The organism is uncultured Ferrimonas sp. (assembly GCF_947489035.1).
Classification (GTDB): domain Bacteria; phylum Pseudomonadota; class Gammaproteobacteria; order Enterobacterales; family Shewanellaceae; genus Ferrimonas.
This window is the reverse complement of the sequence record NZ_CANLCI010000016.1, coordinates 1-18537: the sequence shown is the minus strand read 5'-3', so window position 1 is coordinate 18537 and position 18537 is coordinate 1. Positions and strand designations below refer to the sequence as shown.

At 57.8% G+C, this 18537-nt stretch carries 17 protein-coding genes; 7 read left to right on the top strand and 10 right to left on the bottom strand.

The genetic code is table 11. The features are described from left to right. Nucleotides 1–31 precede the first annotated feature (31 nt). The gene (locus Q0796_RS11010) at nucleotides 32–1348 is read left to right on the top strand and encodes an outer membrane protein transport protein (protein WP_298442969.1); all 1317 of its coding nucleotides are present in this window, start codon (nucleotides 32–34) and stop codon (nucleotides 1346–1348) included. A gap of 88 nt (nucleotides 1349–1436) precedes the next feature. Here Q0796_RS11010 and Q0796_RS11005 read toward each other — a convergent pair whose 3' ends face one another. Further along, the gene (locus Q0796_RS11005; RefSeq protein WP_298442968.1) at nucleotides 1437–3482 is read right to left on the bottom strand and encodes a S9 family peptidase; all 2046 of its coding nucleotides are present in this window, start codon (nucleotides 3480–3482) and stop codon (nucleotides 1437–1439) included. A gap of 65 nt (nucleotides 3483–3547) precedes the next feature. Then, nucleotides 3548–4378: a hypothetical protein gene (locus Q0796_RS11000; RefSeq protein WP_298442966.1), complete on the bottom strand. Its 831-nt coding sequence runs from the start codon at nucleotides 4376–4378 to the stop codon at nucleotides 3548–3550. A gap of 262 nt (nucleotides 4379–4640) precedes the next feature. Here Q0796_RS11000 and Q0796_RS10995 point away from each other — a divergent pair, with 262 nt between their 5' ends. From Q0796_RS10995 to Q0796_RS10975, 5 genes are all read left to right on the top strand, one after another. Continuing rightward, nucleotides 4641–6056: a protein adenylyltransferase SelO family protein gene (locus tag Q0796_RS10995; protein WP_298442965.1), complete on the top strand. Its 1416-nt coding sequence runs from the start codon at nucleotides 4641–4643 to the stop codon at nucleotides 6054–6056. Further along, the gene (locus Q0796_RS10990) at nucleotides 6020–6325 is read left to right on the top strand and encodes a DUF3630 family protein (RefSeq protein WP_298442963.1); all 306 of its coding nucleotides are present in this window, start codon (nucleotides 6020–6022) and stop codon (nucleotides 6323–6325) included. The genes Q0796_RS10995 and Q0796_RS10990 overlap by 37 nt, the downstream gene beginning before the upstream one ends. Next, nucleotides 6322–7317 carry a serine/threonine protein kinase gene (locus tag Q0796_RS10985; protein ID WP_298442962.1) on the top strand — a complete coding sequence of 332 codons (996 nt, stop codon included), beginning with the start codon at nucleotides 6322–6324 and terminating at the stop codon, nucleotides 7315–7317. Before Q0796_RS10990 ends, Q0796_RS10985 begins: the two co-directional genes overlap by 4 nt. 65 nt (nucleotides 7318–7382) lie before the next feature. Continuing rightward, nucleotides 7383–8000 (top strand): thiol:disulfide interchange protein DsbA/DsbL, encoded by a 618-nt coding sequence (locus Q0796_RS10980; protein WP_298443142.1) that lies wholly within the window; start codon nucleotides 7383–7385, stop codon nucleotides 7998–8000. A 69-nt stretch (nucleotides 8001–8069) separates the two neighbouring features. Beyond that, complete coding sequence (locus Q0796_RS10975; protein WP_298442960.1) at nucleotides 8070–8324, top strand: DUF1107 family protein; 255 nt, start codon at nucleotides 8070–8072, stop codon at nucleotides 8322–8324. A gap of 66 nt (nucleotides 8325–8390) precedes the next feature. On the opposite strand, the gene Q0796_RS10970 is transcribed toward Q0796_RS10975, so the two are convergent. Together Q0796_RS10970 and Q0796_RS10965 are read right to left on the bottom strand one after the other, a co-directional pair. Then, nucleotides 8391–8615: a cell division protein ZapB gene (locus Q0796_RS10970; protein WP_298442959.1), complete on the bottom strand. Its 225-nt coding sequence runs from the start codon at nucleotides 8613–8615 to the stop codon at nucleotides 8391–8393. A 156-nt stretch (nucleotides 8616–8771) separates the two neighbouring features. Further along, nucleotides 8772–9764: an MBL fold metallo-hydrolase gene (locus Q0796_RS10965; RefSeq protein WP_298442956.1), complete on the bottom strand. Its 993-nt coding sequence runs from the start codon at nucleotides 9762–9764 to the stop codon at nucleotides 8772–8774. 177 nt (nucleotides 9765–9941) lie between these two features. On the opposite strand from Q0796_RS10965, the gene Q0796_RS10960 reads away from it, so the two are divergent. Further along, a complete protein-coding gene (locus Q0796_RS10960) occupies nucleotides 9942–10553 on the top strand; it encodes a TetR/AcrR family transcriptional regulator (RefSeq protein WP_298442954.1) in 612 nt (203 codons plus the stop codon). A 9-nt stretch (nucleotides 10554–10562) separates the two neighbouring features. On the opposite strand, the gene Q0796_RS10955 is transcribed toward Q0796_RS10960, so the two are convergent. From Q0796_RS10955 to Q0796_RS10930, 6 genes are all read right to left on the bottom strand, one after another. Beyond that, complete coding sequence (locus tag Q0796_RS10955) at nucleotides 10563–11069, bottom strand: prepilin-type N-terminal cleavage/methylation domain-containing protein (protein ID WP_298442950.1); 507 nt, start codon at nucleotides 11067–11069, stop codon at nucleotides 10563–10565. Nucleotides 11070–11212: 143 nt separating this feature from the next. Beyond that, a complete protein-coding gene (gene prpF, locus Q0796_RS10950; protein WP_298442947.1) occupies nucleotides 11213–12367 on the bottom strand; it encodes a 2-methylaconitate cis-trans isomerase PrpF in 1155 nt (384 codons plus the stop codon). A gap of 79 nt (nucleotides 12368–12446) precedes the next feature. Beyond that, nucleotides 12447–15053 (bottom strand): Fe/S-dependent 2-methylisocitrate dehydratase AcnD, encoded by a 2607-nt coding sequence (gene acnD, locus Q0796_RS10945; protein ID WP_298442944.1) that lies wholly within the window; start codon nucleotides 15051–15053, stop codon nucleotides 12447–12449. A 70-nt stretch (nucleotides 15054–15123) separates the two neighbouring features. Further along, nucleotides 15124–16245 carry a 2-methylcitrate synthase gene (gene prpC / locus Q0796_RS10940; protein WP_298442941.1) on the bottom strand — a complete coding sequence of 374 codons (1122 nt, stop codon included), beginning with the start codon at nucleotides 16243–16245 and terminating at the stop codon, nucleotides 15124–15126. 90 nt (nucleotides 16246–16335) lie between these two features. After that, nucleotides 16336–17217, bottom strand: coding sequence for a methylisocitrate lyase (gene prpB, locus Q0796_RS10935; RefSeq protein WP_298442939.1), 882 nt, complete (start codon nucleotides 17215–17217; stop codon nucleotides 16336–16338). Next, nucleotides 17214–17894, bottom strand: coding sequence for a GntR family transcriptional regulator (locus Q0796_RS10930; RefSeq protein WP_298442937.1), 681 nt, complete (start codon nucleotides 17892–17894; stop codon nucleotides 17214–17216). Before Q0796_RS10930 ends, prpB begins: the two co-directional genes overlap by 4 nt. Nucleotides 17895–18537 lie beyond the last annotated feature (643 nt).

Here is an 18537-nt window from a genome sequence, read left to right as displayed (position 1 = left end):
TAATAACAACGCCAAATGGATGTGGAGAAGTATGCAGTTCCGTAAATTATCTTTGGTGGTTGCCGCGCTATTAAGCGGGCAGGCCAGTGCCGCTGGGTTCCAGCTGGCGGAAACCTCTGCGACTGGATTGGGTCGCGCTTATGCTGGTGCTGCTGCACTGGCGGATAACGCCGCCAGCCAAGGCCGCAACGCCGCGATGTTGCTGGCCTTGGATGGGATGCAGATCTCTACTGGGGCGATTTACATCGATCCCAACGTGGAAGCCGATGGCAACGTCACCGTTTACAGCCCAGTGGATGGATCGCCTATCTACCAAGAAGCGGCCAACGTGTCTGAGCTGGTGCCAAGCGCCGTGGTGCCAAACTTCTTCTTTAGCCACAAGTTGAATGATACCTGGGCCTACGGCATTGGCTTGATCTCCAACTACGGCTTGGCCAGTGAATTGCCAAGCGACGATCACGGCGCGGCCTTCTTGGGCACCAAAACGGAAGTCACCACCGTTGAGCTGAACCCGAACGTGGCTTACGCCATCAACGACCACTACAGCATCGGTTTTGGCTTGCGGGTGCTGTACGCCGAAGGCGAGATTGTCGGCAACATGCCGGGCTGGGCCGATCCGATCAACGCCGCCTTAATTGGTGCCGGTCAAGCGCCGGCCTACCCACCCGGTGGCACCGTGCTGCGTAGCGTTGTCGGCGACGACAGCATCAGCTATGGCTACAACCTTGGCTTCCACTGGCGCTCTAACGAAGGCCACTCGCTGGGTTTGGCTTACCACAGCGCCATCGATCTGGGCTTGGAAGGGGATTACAAAGTGTTTAATCCCGCCAGTCAGAGCCACCTGACCTTGCCCGCGTCGATGGACGTTACCCTGCCGGGGTTTGCTGAATTGGCCGCGGCGCACCAATTAACCCCAAACCTGCGCATGTCAGCGTCGGTTAAGTGGACCGATTGGAGCGAGTTTACCGACTTGGAAGTGAAGTTGGAGAACGGCGTGATGCAGACCATCAAAGAAGAGACGTTCAAAGACAACTGGCGCTTTGCCGTGGGCGCGGATCTGCGTACCAGCGATAAGTGGTTGTGGCGCGGCGGGATCGCGTACGACCAAACCGCCGTAGACGATGAGCACCGCTCGCTCAGCATCCCAGACTCGTCTCGGTTGTGGCTAAGCACTGGCATGGCGTATGAAGCCAGCGAGCAGCTGACCTTAGACTTCTCATTAACCTACCTGACCTCGGTTGGGGATTCTCCGGTTGTGGAAAGCTCGCCAGAGCTGGGAGCCACCTTCGACGGTGAAGTAACCGGCGATGCCATTCTGGCTGGGGTGCAGGCAACTTACCGCTTCTAATGTTGCGCTTTGTGGTTCGATAAAAAACGGCCTCGCATGCGCGAGGCCGTTTTGTTTGTGGTCGGCTCAATGGGGTTGAACCTTAGGGCTACTTGCTCGGCGCTTGCCCTAACACGTAGTGATTAAACCACGCCAGATCCCACGCCATCTTGGCCTGCTTATGCTGGTAAGTAGAGAGACCGTGGCCTTCACCGGGGTAGATCAGCAGTTCGGTTGGCACGTTTAGGTACTGCTTTAAGGCGCGGTACAGCCCTTTGGCGTGCGGTGCCGGGACGCGGGCGTCGTTCTCGCCCATGTGGATCAGGGTTGGGGTGGTGATGTTTGCGGCGTGACTCAAACTTGAGCCATGCTCGTACGCTTTAGGTTGCTCCCACGGCAGCCCCTGCATGTAGTTGATCACGTGCCCAGGGGTGTCTTCCAGCAACCACTGCAAGCGTTGATCCCACACCCCAGCGCCAGAGCTGGCGGCCTTAAAGCGTTGACTGGTGCTGATCAGCGCATTGGTGAGGTAACCACCGTTGCTCCAACCCATCACCGCCAACTTGTCGGCGGCGACGATGCCATCGGCGATCAGTTTATCTACCCCCGCTTGAATGTCGGCCACTTCGATGTCGTGCTCGTTGCCAATCAAGTCCACCAAGAACTTATCGCCATAGCCGGTGGAGCCCCGGTAGTTGGGCGACAGCAGCGCCCAGCCATTAGCTGGAAAGACACTGCGGCCATAGCTGCGGTGTTGCAGTGCGTAAGGGGTCGCGGCAGTTGGGCCACCGTGGATCTGTACTACCAGCGGCAACGGCCCATCGGCCTTGGTGTAACCATGCGGCAGTTCTAAAATCCCCTCAACGGTGCTGCCATCGGCGGCTTGCCACTGCACCACGCTTAATTGCGGCAACTGCCAACGATCCACCTGCGGATTGATGTTGGTGCGGCGGCTCAGGCTTTTGCCAGCCTTACCGGAATACAGATCGTAAAAGTGTTCTAGGCCGTTATGGGTCAACGCCAGTTGTTTGCCGTTGTGGCTGAACTGGAAGTTGCCCACCACGTAGTCGCCCTGAGTCAGGGTGCGGGTTTTGCCTTGCTTGGCGTTACCCACATCGGTGCAGCGCAGTGGCACGCGGCCATGGTTGGCAACCCGATAACAGATCTCGTCGCTGCTGCCGCGCCAAGCGATTTGACTGCCGGCTAAGGTATCGTCGCCTTGGCGGCGGAGATCCAACGGCTTGCTGACGCTGCCATCAGGCTTGAACTGGCTAACAAACAGTTGGCCGGGGTAGCCATCGTAATCGATGCGAAACGCCAGCTGATCCCCCGCTTGGTTCCAGCGCGGTTGCATCAACCAGCCGTAAGGCGATGGCGCCTGTGCCCGCCAAGCGGTGTCGTTCAGCACGGTGTTGCGGTCGTTGCCAATGTCGTACACCTCAACGTTGCTCCAGCCTTCAAGGTGCACCAGTTCATTGTCTAAGGTGGTAACGCGGGCCACGCGCTTGCCGTCTGGACTGACATCAAAATCCCACACCACTTTGTTGTCATCAAGCACCAGCTCGGTGCGGTAGTTGTGCAGATCCAGCTTATACAGTGGGTTTACGCTGACGGTGCCGTGGCCATAATTGGGCTTGGAATGGCTGGCGCGCAGGCTGGCAAAGGCGTCTTCGCTGTTGTGATCCCGCTTGCTCAGGTACCAGATGTGATCCTGTTGCAGCTGGAATTGGCTGATCCCAGCCGGTACCGCGGTGATCGGCACGGTTTCGCCGTTGGCAACGGTTAGGCGGAAGATCTGCGCTTTGCCATTGTAGGGCGCCGTTTTGCCTTCGTTGCGCTGTTCCGCTTTTAAGAAATAGAGGTAGCGGCCATCGGCGCTGAGGGTGGGCGAGCGTTCGTTTTCGTCGCTGAACGTTAACCGCTGTGGTTGGCCTTGCGGCAGGGTCATGGTCCACAGATCTTTCAGGCTCTTGTCGGCCTCTTTGCTCCAGTGGGATTGCACCCATGCGGCACGTTTGCCATCGCCACTGAGGCTCAGTTGGCTCATGCCCTGAATGCTGAAATAGTCGTCGATGCTGATGTTGTGATCGCGCTCGGCGGCAGCGCCGCTGCTGGCCAGTGCCAATAGCGATAACGTGAAAATCCGGTTTCTCATAAGTTAGCTCCTTGTAAACACAGGCAGATTACAAGAAAGCCGCAGGGCAAAGAAGGGCAGGCGAATTATCGCTGATTCAGATCCTGCAAAAAATTCAGTTCTTCGTCTGACAACAGCGGGTGGCTGTTGTTTGTTGGCGTGGTGGCACTGGGGCGATCGCCGTGCCGTGGCTTGGGGCTGAGAGGATCCCGATGTTGAGGTGCAGTGTGGGGCGATTCGGAGTGGGGCGATTCAAACCGGCGCAGCTGACTTTGCTGGAACAACGCCACCGCACAGCAACCCAGCAGCAACAAGAGCACCAGCAGTGGCAGCACCACCGGCAGCCAGCGGTTGTTGGGCAGTTGCAGCAGTGGCCAGCCAAGCTGCAGCAGCCATAAGAGGTAGATCTGCCCACTGCCCGCGCTGAACAACAGCAGCCAGCGGCGTTGCGGTTGGGGCCAAGTCCGCCGCTGCAGCAAGCGATAACACAGCGAGACGTACCCCAGCAGATGCAGCAACAAGGCCAGATAAAACAGCGCGAACAGGCCGGGCAGCAGCAGGGTGAGCAACCACAACAGCAGCATCGGCATGGCCGCCAAGCCTTGTTGTGGCAGTGCTTGCATGGTGGCTTCTGGTTTACCGTGGTGGTGTTTGGCCAGTAAGTACAGATAGAGGCTCGGCAGCGCCAGCAGCAACAGCGGGGTGAGATAATGCGCGGCGATCGCCTGGGGCCACAATGGCAGCAGCCCTTGGCTAAAGTAGCCGCAAAGGGCAGCAAACCAGCCGATCAGGTAGCGTCGGGATCGATGCCCATCCAATAACGCCGCGCACAGCACCACACAGTTAATCAGCCCCAACGCGTTGAGGCACAAACTTAAGATGGTGGTCAGCTCAATCAGGGCTGCGGTTTGGTTCACCGTGCCCCCTTACTGCTTGGCCGTTGCCCACAAGCAGGGGCTGCAAAACAATCCATGGTTTCACACTCTAATAGTTGGCTGCTGGTTTTTTATGCAACGGCGGTGCCAATAGCCTTAGGTGGCATTCGCGTCGGCGCCGTATCAACGCTAGGCTAGGGACGCCATTGGCGCCAGCAATGGCCGCATTAACGGCGCGACATTGGTGACTGAATTTAGAAAAATAGAACGGCAAAACAACAACTCATAGAGCTAAGGACAACGCATGGGATCGGTAAATCGCCAAGGTTGGCAGCAAAGTATCGGCGCACGATTGCCGTGGCTGGGCAGTGAAGTAGATGCGCTGCCTTTGCAGCAGCCCCGTTGGCTGGGGTGGAGTGATTCGCTGGCGCAGCAGCTGGATCTGCACGCCGATGACGAATTATTGGCGCTGTTTGCGGGCCAGCGGTCGTTGCCGTGGTCGGGCTTTGCGCAGGTGTACAGTGGCCATCAGTTTGGTGGCTACACCCCACGTTTGGGGGATGGCCGCGGCATGTTGTTAGGGATGCGCAACGGCTTCGAACTGTTTGCCAAAGGCAGTGGCCCGACCCCATACAGCCGCGGTGGCGATGGGCGGGCGGTACTGCGCAGTGCGGTGCGAGAGTTTTTGGCCAGTGAAGCGTTGCATCATCTGGGCATTCGCACCACGCGGGCGTTGGCGGTGCTGGGTTCAACCACGCCAGTGCAGCGGGAAACGCGAGAAACCGCCGCCATCACCGTGCGGGTAACCCGATCTCACCTGCGGTTTGGCCACTTCGAATATTTTCATTACAGCGGTCAGCCACAGCAGCTGCACGCGTTGCTGGATGACAGCATTGCCGAGCACTTTCCCCACCTATTGGATGGCGATAATCCACGGGCGCAGTGGCTGACGGAGGTGGTGCAACGCAGCGCCGAAACCGTGGCGGATTGGCAGGCGTTTGGCTTCTGCCACGGCGTGCTCAACAGCGACAACATGTCGGTGCTGGGGGAAACGTTCGATTACGGCCCCTTTGCCTTTTTAAATCAGTTTGATAGCCGTTATGTGTGCAACCACAGTGATCACCATGGCCGCTACGCCTTTGAACAGCAGCCTGGGGTAGTGATGTGGAATCTCACCAAGTTAGCCACGGCGCTGTCGAGCCTGCTGACGGAAGCGCAGATCAGCGCGGCACTGGCCAGCTATGAGCCGGTGCTGGTGGCGCGCTATGTCGAGCGGATGGGGGCGCGGTTAGGTATAGTGCAGCCGCAGCCAGAGGATCTGGCGTTGATCAGCGAACTGCTGAGTGCGATGCAGCAGCAACAGGCAGACTACCACCTTACTTTGCGTCAGCTGGCCGAGGTCGATCCCAACCGTAAGGCGTGTCCGCTGCTGGCGGGCGAGGAGATGCAGCAGTGGTGGCAGCGTTATCAGCAGCGGCTTGGCCCCATCGACGATGTGGCGCAGTGGCAACAGCAACGACGCCAAGCCAATCCGGCCATCATCTTACGCACCCATTTGGCGCAAGAGGCGATTGCCGCCGCAGAACAAGGGGATAATGGCCCACTGCAACGCTTGCATGATGCCTTAACCCGCCCCTATGATCCGCAGCCTCAGGATCACCCCTATTGTCAGGAAGCACCGCCATGGAGCCAGTCGCTCACCCTCTCTTGCAGCAGTTAACGTTGCAGCCCGCGGCCGACGATCAGCTGTTGTGGCATTGCCCACTAAGCCAAGAACACGTCATGCAACTGGTGCCGTCTTTACTGGCGCAGCTGGATTGCCAGCTGGGCGCCTTGCAGCAAGGGGCGGATCGTTTGTTTTGGTCGGTCACCTTTGAAGAGGTGGCTCTGCAGCTGCACTTCGAAGGACTGTGCGACAGCCTGTGGCTGCAAGGCCCCAGCGCCGAGATCCATTTTTTACGCGGCTTAGCCGCCAAGGTGACCCAATGAGCCGTGGCCAGTTTGATTTTCAATCCCTAGGGCCCGATCTGATGCTGGACGCCATCGAAGCGCTGGGCGTTTATCCCGACAGTGGCTTGTTGGCGCTCAACAGTTATGAAAATCGGGTTTATCAGTTTCGCGCCGACGACGGTCAACGTTACGTCACCAAGTTTTATCGGCCCCAGCGCTGGAGCGCCGCCCAAATCTGCGAAGAACACCAATACGCGTTAGAGCTGGCCGACGCCGAAGTGCCGGTGGCCGCGCCGATGGCGTTTGGTGGCGACACCCTGTTTGAACACCAAGGCTACTATTACGCGCTGTGGCGCAGTGTGGGTGGGCGTCAGTTTGAAGTGGATAATCTGGATCAACTTGAGCAGGTGGGGCGCTTCTTAGGGCGTTTGCATCAGCAGGGGCAGAAACGCGATTTTGCTCATCGGCCTACGTTGAGCATCACCGAATTTGGTCATGACGCGAAAACGGTGTTGCAGCAGCAAGCGCAGATCGGCGGTTATTTGGAAACCGCCTTTTACACCGTGCTGGATCAATTGTTACAGCGTATTGCCGAACCCTTGGCCCAAAAACAGCCCTTTTTGCGTCTGCATGGGGACATGCATCCGGGCAATATTTTGTATCTGGACGATGGCCCAAGTTTTGTCGATCTGGACGATGCCCGCATGGGGCCAGCGATACAAGACCTATGGATGATGCTTAATGGCGACCGCAGCCAACGCTTAGTGCAGTTGGATGTGTTGCTGGAAGGCTACGACACCTTTGCCACTTTACCCAGTTCGCAACTGGCCTTAATTGAGCCACTGCGGGCACTGCGTATGATCAATTATCTAGCGTGGCTCACTAAACGCTGGCAAGATCCGGCATTCCCACGGAACTTTCCATGGTTTGGTACGGACAAATTCTGGGAAGAGCAGGTTTTGGCGATGAAAGAGCAACTGGCGGCGCTCGATGAAATGCCGCTGAGTCTAAGCCCTGGCCAAGGCTACTGACCGTAATTTTTACCAACGCTGTGGCAATGGCGCCCAGTGAATTTTTATTTGGACGAGACATAATGATGAAAAAATTGATGGGCATGGTATTCGCATTGATGCTAACGCCACTGGCGTGGGCAGCAGATTTCCAAGAAGGCACACATTACCAAATCGTCAGTTCGGCACCGGTTAATGGCGCACCAACGGTCACCGAGTACTTCTCGTTCTACTGCCCGCATTGCTACAACTTTGCCAAAACCTACGTGCAGCCGATCAAAAGCGGCTTAGGCGAAGGGGTTAAGTTTGAGCAAGCCCACGTGGATTTCATTAACCGCGATGGCGCCAACAGCGGTGCCCAGTTAAGCCGTGCCCTGGCGATCGCCAAGGTACTGAAAGTGGAAGACACCATCGAGATGGCACTGTTTGGCGCCATTCACGATGCCAAGCGTAAGTTCGCGACGGAATCCGCCATTAAACAGCTGTTCATTGATAACGGCGTTAGCGGCGACGATTACGACAAGGCAGCGAAAAGCTTCCCTGTGAACGCCATGGTTAAGAAGTGGAAAAAAGACCAGGTAAGTTCTGGGATCCGCGGTGTACCAGCGTTGATCGTGAACAACAAATATCAGGTAGAGATGAGCAGCATCAAGTCGTTGGACGAGCTGCATCAGCTACTGAATTACTTAGCGACTAAGCAGTAAGCGCATTCATGAGTGGGGCAGCATTTGCGCTGCCCCAACTTGGTTACTCTGAACCTCGAGGACTGCCCAGTGTCAGACTTCATGGAAGAAGCGGAGATAGATAAGGATCTGCCAGTGAGAATATTTCCACTCTATGCCCCTCGACTGATCGCCAAACACGCGAAGATTTTTCGTGATGGGGTGGTGGTGGTAAGGGAAGATGAACTTGGTCAAATGGAATTCAAAGACGGTCGCTTTGTGATGCCCCAGCGTTGCAGTGCGCGCATGCGACAAGTGATCCAAGAGCTGAATGCGATGCTAAAAGTGCCGCAGCCAGCCTGCTAACCCTAATTCAGAGCAACAAAAAGCGCCGCTATTTCTAGCGGCGCTTTTTTGTGGTTAGCGTAACAGTTACGCTTCGCCGCTGGGTAATTTACCCAGCAACCCTTCCACTTTCTGATGCCAAGAATTCAGCTCCGCTTGCAGACGCTCGTTGTCCGCTTGCAGGTTGTCTCGGCTCTGCTCTAGCTCAACGCCGCGCAGCTTCTCTTCTTCCAGCTCCAGCTGGGTGATCTCCAGAGTTTCTAGGGCGTTGTTTACCCGAGACTCCAATTTTTCCAGTAGCTCTAAGCTCATGAGGTCAGTCCTTACTTCGTTGATGGCGTCGATTCTATCAACCCTTGCTGCCAGCGGGTATCGCTGCTGTCAGTTATTCCATCGGTTTGTACAAAGATTGTACTGGCGCTTGTCGTTGTGGCTAAAAAACAACCTTGGAACATGGTTTTAGCACGGCTATGGTTGCCATTGTGGTGCCAACAGCGGTTGCTGCAACGGCACCGCTTGGCCAAATTGCGGTGACAGCAGCGTTACCCCTTGTTGCTGTGCCGCGGCACGGGCACGTCGCAGCGGTTCGTGCCAAGGGTGTAACGCCAGATCGAAGGTGCTGTTGTGGATGGGCAGCATCACTTGGCCACCCACATCAAGGTGCGCTTGCACGCTCTGCTCCGGCAGCATGTGGATCTGTGACCACAGTTCGTTGTAAGCGCCGGTTTCCATTAGGGTGAGATCAAAGGGGCCATAGCGGCGACCAATCTCTTTAAAGCCATTGAAGTAGCCGGAATCCCCGCTGAAAAACAGTTTATGGTTGGCGCTGTTAATCACAAAGCTGGCCCACAAGCTGCGATCCCGCACTAGGCCACGACCCGAGAAATGCTGAGCCGGGGTGGCCACCAGTTCAATGCCATCAATGCGGGTGCTTTGCCACCAAGCCAGTTCCGTGATCTTGCTGGCGGGCACGCCCCACTGGCGTAAGTAGTGGCCCACGTTACTCGGCACCACAAAGTGGCCTGCTTTATCGGCCAGATATTCGATGCTGGTTTGATCGAGGTGGTCGTAGTGATCGTGGCTGATCACGACGATGTCCAGTGGTGGTAACTGGGCCAGCGTTAACGCCGCCGCTTGAAAGCGTTTCGGCCCCGCCCATTGCACCGGCGAAGCGCGATCGCTGAAAACCGGATCGGTGATCAGCCAGCGGTTATCCAGCTGCATCAACACCGTCGAGTGGCCTAAGCGGTACAGCCTATCTTGCTGCCGAGATAGCTCAGCCGAAGTGATGATTTTACTGGGCAGAGGCGCAGCAGGGCTGATGTCTACCCGCTTGGTGGTGAAGTAATTTTTGGCCATCTTCCAGACGTCCGACAGCGGCGTTTGGTAGTGAATTTCGCTGTTTTCAAACTTGGGCTGTTGCGCCCATTGCCATTGCTGGCGAATACCGATACTGGCCATGATGATGCCTCCAACAGCAACCGCTGCGAACCCTTTTTTCACAAGGATGAACCCCGCACATATAAACTACACCGTGCAGTTTACTTGGTGGTTTCCAAAAGTAAACTGCACGGTGTAAAATGGCGGGCAATATCGGCTGGATTACACTGGCCAAGCTTTGATCTATTGGTGGTTTTGATGCAAAACAAACTTTCGCGCAGTGAACAGAAACGACAGGCGATCATCGCCGCCGCGAAGACGCTGTTCATCGCATCGGGGATCCACGCCACCAGCATGGATCAGCTGGCCGCCGAGGCGCAGGTGTCTAAGCGCACCGTGTATAACCACTTTGCCAGCAAAGAGTTGTTGGTGGCGCAGTTACTTACCGAAATGTGGCAGCAGTCGTTGCTGGAGATCAACCAGCCCTTTGTGGCGGATGCCCCGTTGGCACCGCAGCTGCAACGGTTGTTGTTGGCGGAAGTTGCGCTGTTTCAACGGCCGGAATACATGGATCTGGTGCGGGTGGCGATGGCGCATTTTATGTTCCACCCAGAGCAACTGCAGCAAGCGATGGTGCAGTTGGGGAAAGGCGATACGGCGTTGCATCACTGGCTGATTGCGGCGATGGACAGCGGCCAATTGCAGTGCACCAGCGTCGAGCTGGCGGTAACGCAGCTGCACAGTTTGATCAAAGGGCTGTATTTCTGGCCGACGTTAATTCATCTGCCCAGCTGCGACGAAGCCAATGACAGCGAATTCGTTGTGGCCGAATCGGTGGCGATGTTCTTGGGGCGTTATCAGCGCGGCTAACGGAGCGGCTTAACAGCCGCTGGTAACCAATTGGTAGCTGGCTTGCGCCCCGGCCGGGCAGCTGGTGGTGGTGCCGTTGGCTTGGCGATACAAGAAGTAGCAGTTACTGGCTTTAATGGCCGCGCCGGTTTCATAGCCAAAGTAGGTGTTGGCCGCTCCTTCGTAATAGAAGTTGAGCTGTTCGTCGCTGTAATCCAACCGTTTGGCAACATCGGTATTATCCAAGTTGCTGCACTTGAGGCGGGTTTCAAAGGTGCCGTCGCCATCCACGTCAACGTCGGTCAGGTCATCGCGGCCAGAGACCGCTTGGGCGCGATAACTGTTCATCTTAGAGAGCACCAACATCTGCTTGTTGGCGCCTTTTACGCTGGCTTGGAACTGCGTCAGTACGGCGCCTTTGGCGTCGGCGCTGAGATCGATAAACTTCGGCACGGCCACGGCGGCCAAGATCCCCAAAAGCACGATCACAATGACCAGCTCAATTAAGGTAAAACCAGCTTGTGGCTGTTGCCGCATAAATCACCGAACCCGCTAATTCTGTAATCTACGGATTCTATTTGCTGTTCAGCTTTGGTCAACCGAAACTGCGTGGGCATGAGTCAGGTTGTGCAGCGACGCAACCTGCTACAGAGGCCGCGTCGCTGCCGATCACGCAAGCGTTATGCGAATGGCGGTACCCGCACCCAGCCTTCCATCAAGACCCGCGCGCTGCGACTCATGATGGCTTGGCGCACTTGCCATTGGCCGTCGCACTGTGCTGCCACGGCGCCCACCTTTAAGGTGCCGGATGGGTGACCAAAGCGTACCGCTTGGCGTTCGCCCCCGCCCGCCGCTAAGTTAACCAAGGTGCCGGGAATGGCCGCCGCGGTGCCGATGGCCACAGCGGCGGTGCCCATCATCGCGTGGTGCAGTTTGCCCATCGACAACGCCCGCACGTTCAGATCGATCTCAGCGTGGCTGACCGCCTTGCCGCTGGAGCTGGTGTAATCCTGCGCCGGAGCGACAAAGGCAATTTTGGGGGTATGTTGTCGCGCAACGGCCTCATCCAAGTGGCTGATCAGCCCCATTTGCAGCGCCCCGTGGGCACGGATGGTTTCAAACTTGGCCAGCGCTTCGGCATCGCCATTGATCGCGTCTTGCAGCTCGGTGCCGTGGTAGCCTAGCTCGGCGGCGTTTAAGAAGATGGTGGGAATGCCGGCGTTGATGAAGGTGGCGTTGAAGCGGCCGATGCCGGGCACGTCCAGATCGTCCACTAGGTTTCCGCTTGGGAACAACACCCCATCGCTGGGATCAGCAAAGGCCACCTGCACTTCGGCGGCGGGAAAGGTCACCCCGTCCAGTTCGAAGTCGCCCAGCTCTTGCACCTCGCCGTGACAGATGGGCACTTCCGCGGTGATGGTTTTGCCAATGTTCTGCTGCCAAATACGCACGGTTTTGATGCCGTTTTCTGGCACATCCGCCACCATGCCTTGGCTGATGGCGAAGGCGCCAACCGCGGCGGTAAGGTTGCCGCAGTTGCCGCTCCAATCAATAAAGGGCTTATCGATGGCCACTTGGCCAAACAGGTAGTTAACGTCGTGATCGGCGCTGTCGCTGGGGCTGATGATCACCGTTTTGCTGGTGCTGGAGGTTGCCCCGCCCATGCCGTCGGTGTGTTTGCCGTAGGGATCGGGGCTGCCAATCACGCGCAGCAAGAGCGCATCACGCGCACGGCCGGGTTGCTGCGCCGCGGCCGGCAGATCCGCTAAATTGAAAAACACCCCTTTGGAGGTGCCGCCGCGCATGTAGGTGGCGGCGATTTTAAGTTGAGCCATGTTGTGCTCCCTTAAGGTGCTGCGGCGGGTGGCCGCAGCAAAAATAACATTGGGCTGGTGCGCGCCAGCCCAGCGGTGATCACTCGGCGCTGGCAGCCAAGAAATCTTTGGCGAAGCGTTGCAGTACCCCACCGGCATCGTAAACGCCGATCTCTTCGGCGGTGTCTAAGCGGCAGATCACTGGCACATCAACGGTGTCGCCATTGGCGCGGTGGATCAGCAAGGTCAGCGTGGCACCGGGGGTGCGGTCGCCAATCACGTCGTAGCATTCGCTGCCATCCAGCCCCAACGTGGTGCGGGTGGTGCCGGGCTTAAACTGCAACGGCAACACGCCCATGCCGACCAAGTTGGTGCGGTGAATGCGCTCGAAGCCTTCGGCCACAATCACTTCAACCCCAGCGAGGCGCACGCCCTTAGCGGCCCAATCGCGGGAGGAGCCTTGGCCGTAATCGGCACCGGCCACGATGATCAGCGGTTGCTTGCGCGCCATGTAGGTTTCAATCGCTTCCCACATTCGCACCACTTGCCCTTCTGGTTCGACTCGGGCCAACGAACCCTGCACCACTTGGCCGTTGTCCTTAACCATTTCGTTCAACAGTTTCGGGTTAGCGAAGGTGGCGCGCTGGGCGGTCAGGTGATCGCCACGGTGGGTGGCGTAGGAGTTAAAGTCCTCCTCCGGCAGCCCCATCTTGGCCAGGTATTCACCGGCGGCGCTGCTGGCCAAAATGGCATTGGAAGGGGAGAGGTGATCGGTGGTGATGTTGTCGCCTAACAGCGCCAATGGTCGCATCCCTTTGAGGCTGCGTTCACCGGCCAATGCGCCTTCCCAGTAAGGTGGACGGCGGATGTAGGTGGACATTTCACGCCAGTCGTACAGCGGATCAATCTGTTCGCCGTAATCGACTTTCAGATCAAACATCGGTTCATAGATCTGGCGGAACTGCTCTGGCTTCACCGCGCTGGCCACGATGGCGTCGATCTCTTCGTCGCTGGGCCAGATGTCTTTCAAGGTGATGGCGTTGCCGTTGGCATCCACGCCCAGTGCGTCCTGTTCGATATCAAAGCGCATGGTGCCGGCGATGGCGTAGGCCACCACTAATGGTGGCGAGGCCAAAAACGCCTGCTTGGCGTAGGGGTGGATGCGGCCATCGAAGTTACGGTTGCCGGACAACACTGCGGTGGCGTACAGATCGCGGTCGATGATCTCTTGCTGGATCAGCGGATCCAGCGCGCCGGACATGCCGTTACAGGTGGTACAGGCAAAGCCAACGATGCCAAAACCCAGTTGCTCCAACTCCGTCAGCAGTCCCGACTCTTGCAAGTACAGCTCGGCGACCTTTGAGCCCGGCGCAAACGAGGTTTTGACCCAGGGTTTGCGCACCAGCCCCAGTGCGTTGGCTTTTTTGGCCACTAACGCCGCGGCCACCACGTTGCGCGGGTTAGAGGTATTGGTACAGCTGGTGATGGCGGCGATGATCACCGCGCCATCGGGGATCTGGCCATCGGCTTCTTGTGCCTTAGTGGCAGCCAGATCGTGGGCGATGCCGCGCTCGGCCAGATCGCTGGTGGGCAGGCGGCGGTGGGGGTTGGACGGCCCCGCCATGTTGCGGCCGACGCTGGACAGATCAAAGCGCAGCACGCGTTCGTACTTGGCTTGGCTCATCTCATCAGCCCACAAACCGGTGGTTTTGGCGTAGTGCTCAACCAGCGCCACTTGCTCGGGCTCGCGGCCGGTCAGCTTAAGGTAATCGATGGTTTGCTCGTCGATGTAAAACAAGCCCGCCGACGCGCCGTACTCTGGGGTCATGTTGGCGATGGTGGCACGATCGCCAATGGTGAGGCTGCGTGCGCCAGCACCAAAGAACTCCAGATAGGTGGAGACCACTTTTTCAGCGCGCAAAAATTCAGTCAGCGCCAATACGATGTCGGTGGCGGTGATGCCCGGCTGGCGTAGGCCGGTAAGCTCGACCCCAACGATGTCGGGCAGGCGCATCATCGATGGCCGCCCCAGCATCACGGTTTCCGCTTCTAGGCCACCCACGCCCAAGGCGATCACCCCCAGGGCATCCACGTGAGGGGTGTGGGAATCGGTGCCAACGCAGGTATCTGGGTAGGCCACGCCGTCGCGTGCTTGGATCACCGGCGACATCTTCTCTAGGTTGATCTGGTGCATGATGCCGTTGCCTGCGGGGATCACATCAACGTTATCAAAGGCGGTTTTACACCAGTCGATAAAGTGGAAGCGATCCTCGTTGCGACGCTCTTCCACCGCGCGGTTTTTCTCAAAGGCATCGGCATCGAAACCGGCGTGTTCCACCGCCAAGGAGTGATCGACGATCAGCTGGGTCGGCACCACCGGATTCACGCGGCTGGGATCGCCGCCTTGATCGGCAATGGCGTCGCGCAAACCGGCTAAATCCACCAGCGCGGTTTGGCCAAGAATGTCGTGACACACCACCCGGGCTGGGTACCAAGGGAAGTCGAGATCTTGCTTGCGTTCAATCAGTTGGCGCAGGCTGGCGCTGAGGGCGCTGGGTTCACAGCGGCGCACCAGCTGCTCGGCCAAAATTTTGGAGGTGTAGGGCAAACCGGCGTAACTGCCGGGCTGGATCGCTTCGATGGCGGCACGGGTGTCAAAGTAATCCAGTGCGGTGCCGTCGAGGGTTTTGCGGTATTCGGTATTCATGGGAAACCCCTAAATCGGTGAACGCCCAAGGGGGAAACCGCTTGGGCGTAAAGGGCAATGCTGCTGGCGCTTAGCGCTCGGACAGCGCCGGTACTGGCCGTGGCTCAGGGCCGGTGTAATCCGCACTTGGGCGGATAATGCGGTTGTTGGCGCGCTGTTCAAACACGTGCGCGGCCCAACCGGTTAAGCGGCTGCAAACGAAGATTGGGGTAAACAGCTTGGTGGGAATGGCCATGTAGTGGTACGCCGAAGCATGGAAGAAATCGGCGTTACAGAACAGCTTTTTCTGTTCCCACATGAAGCTTTCACAGGCTACCGAGACCCGATACAAGCGATTGTCGCCGTGCTCTTGCGCCAGTTTTTCTGACCAGCCTTTGATGATGCCGTTACGGGGATCGGACTCACGGTAGATGGCGTGGCCAAAGCCCATGATCTTATCTTTGTTGGCCAGTTTTTCGGTCAGTACACCAACCGCGTGGGCTTCGTCGCGCAGATCTTCAATCAGCTCCATCGCCGCTTCGTTGGCGCCGCCGTGCAGTGGCCCTCGCAGTGAGCCAATGGCGCCGGTGACGCAGCTGTGCAGATCACTCAAGGTGGAAGCACAAACGCGGGCGGTAAAGGTGGAGGCGTTAAATTCGTGCTCGGCGTACAGGATCAGCGATACGTCCATCACCTTGGCGTGCAGCTCTGAGGGCACTTTATCGTGCAGCAGATGCAGGAAGTGGGCGCCGATCTGCTCATCGTCGGTTTCGGTGTGGATGCGCACGCCGTCGTGGCTGAAGCGGTACCAGTAACAGATGATCGACGGGAAGGCGGCCAACAGGCGGTCGGTGCGTTCGCTTTGCTCAGCAAATTCCAGCTCTGGCTCTAGGTTGCCCAACATCGAACAACCGGTGCGCATTACGTCCATTGGGTGGGCGTCGGCTGGGATCTGTTCCAGTACGGTTTTCAATGCTTGTGGCAGGCCGCGCAAGCCTTTCAGTTTGGCGCGGTATTCGTGCAGCTGCGCTGGGTTGGGCAGGTCGCCTTTCAGCAGCAGATAAGCCACCTCTTCAAAGGTGACTTTGTCGGCCAGTTCGGCGATGTCGTAGCCGCGGTAGGTTAGGCCGGTGCCCGATTGGCCAACGGTACACAGGGCGGTTGCTCCGGCGCTTTGGCCGCGTAAACCGGCGCCACCAATAGGGTTAGTCATGTTGTTCTCCTTATCCTTGGAATCGTTGCTGTGGCTGTATTGGCCACTGGGGCGAGCCGAGGCTCGGCCGTCGTGGCCTGTTACAGCGGGCTATTGGTCCTGCTTGAACAGGGTATCCAGCTTGTCTTCATAGGCGTGATAGTTCAGGAAGTCGTACAGCTCGGCACGGGTCTGCATCACCTCAACTTGGCTGCGCTGGTGGCCGTCGTTCTTCATCGCTTCAAACACTTTTAAGGCGGCGGCGTTGGCGGCACGGAAGGCACCTAATGGGTACAGCACCATGTCGGCACCGGCCTCGAACAGCTCATCTTTGTGGAACAGTTCGGTTTTGCCGAACTCGGTCATGTTGGCCAAGATGGGCGCGTTAACGGCGGCCTTAAATTGGCGGTAGTGATCCAGCTCGGTCAGGGCTTCGGCGAAGATCATGTCGGCACCGGCTTCTAAGTAGGCTTGGGCGCGTTTGATGCCCGCCTCTAACCCTTCAACCGCCACGGCGTCGGTACGGGCCATGATCACAAAGCTGGGATCGGTACGGGCATCCACGGCGGCTTTAATGCGGTCGCACATCTCTTCAATGCTGACCACGGCTTTATTGGGACGGTGGCCACAACGCTTCTGCGCGACCTGATCTTCCATGTGCACTGCCGCCACACCGGCTTTTTCAAACTCTTTGATGGTGCGAGCGATGTTGAACGCGCCGCCCCAGCCGGTATCGATATCAACCAGCAGCGGCAGATCCGTGGCTGAGGTGATGCGGCTGGCGTCGATGATGACGTCGTTCATGCTGGTCATGCCCAGATCAGGCAAGCCGTAAGAGGCGTTGGCGACACCAGCGCCAGAGAGGTACAGCGCTTGGTGGCCAGTGCGCTCTGCCATCAGGGCAAAATAGGCGTTAATGGTGCCGACAATTTGCAGTGGCTTGGCGTTGGCGACGGCGTCGCGAAAACGCTGGCCTGGGGTTGGGTGGGTCATGCGGGTAGCTCCTTAGTGGTTTTAAACTCCGCCAAGCGGGCGCTCAATACCTTGGCGGTATTGGCGGCGCCGGCTTCGATATGACGTCGCATCAGCAGGGCGGCCAGTTCTCCATCGCGGCTGGCGAGGGCGGCCAAAATCTGTCGATGTTGCGCCAGGGCGCGCAGCGGCCGACGGCTGCTGATGCACTGGTGGCGGTATATTTGCAGTTGGTGGTACAGATCGCCGGTTAAGGTGGTGATCAGGGTTTGGTTGCCGCTGGCGCGGATCACGCCAACGTGGAAGTCGATGTCGTCTTGCAAGCTGGTGAGCTCTTCTGAGCGGAACACTTGCTCTTGTCGATCCAGCAGGGTTTCTAGCTGATTCAGTTCGCTGCTGGTGATGCGGCTGGCGGCAAGGCGGCACGCCATCGCTTCCAGTTCGGCGCGGACTTGGTACAGATCGGTTAGCTGTTGCGGCGTTAGGGTGATAACTCGGGCGCCAACGTGGGGAATGCGTTCAATCAAGCGGCGCTGCTCTAAGCGTTGTAACGCTTCGCGCAGGGGGCCACGGCTGATGCCGTAACGGGCGGCGATCTCTTGCTCGTTGATCTTGCTGCCTGGCGCTAATTGACCCTGAATGATCGCTTGCTGCAGCTGTTCAAAGGTCTGATCGGCGAGGGTATGACGCGCTTCCATTGCTGCATCCGTAACCAAGTGATGGCTAAAACTTGCGCCAGATCACAGTTATTGTCAACAATAATCACCTGTAGACTAAAGTCGCAATCGCATCACAATGTGGCCAATAGTTAGCCCCAATGGGGGTTGTGTCGGTTAATCTGCCAGCAAAAGTTAATGGGTGGTTATCGACTATTGTTGACAACTTTGAGGGAAAAGCGTGCATTGTCGACAATTATGATGCTAGGGCGAGAGGCGCTAGGGGGCAACGCATCGGGGGGCGCTTGCAACGCTCTGCGCTGCAAGGTGGCCACAGCCGACGTGATGTCGGCGGCACTGTTAGGGGGTTAGCTGGGGCGTTCGATGTGCTGGTTTGTTGCCGTTTCGCTGGCTTGGCGGCGCGGTAGCTACTGTCGCCTGCGGCGAGCTTCGATGGCACTGCTTTCAAGTGGTTATGCCGCAGTGGCGACGGCACCCTAACTCGTAGCAAAGAGGGGGGACTCTCCCTTTGGGATCCCATTGCCTTAGTGCAGCGTCAACTTTCGCTCTTGCACTGCGCCATTCGGCACGGCATCGATGCGCCATCTATGGCTTAGCGATGCACTCGCAACATCCTGTTGCTCAACCTCATTTTGCAGTACACCGCTCAACGCTGTGATGCGGC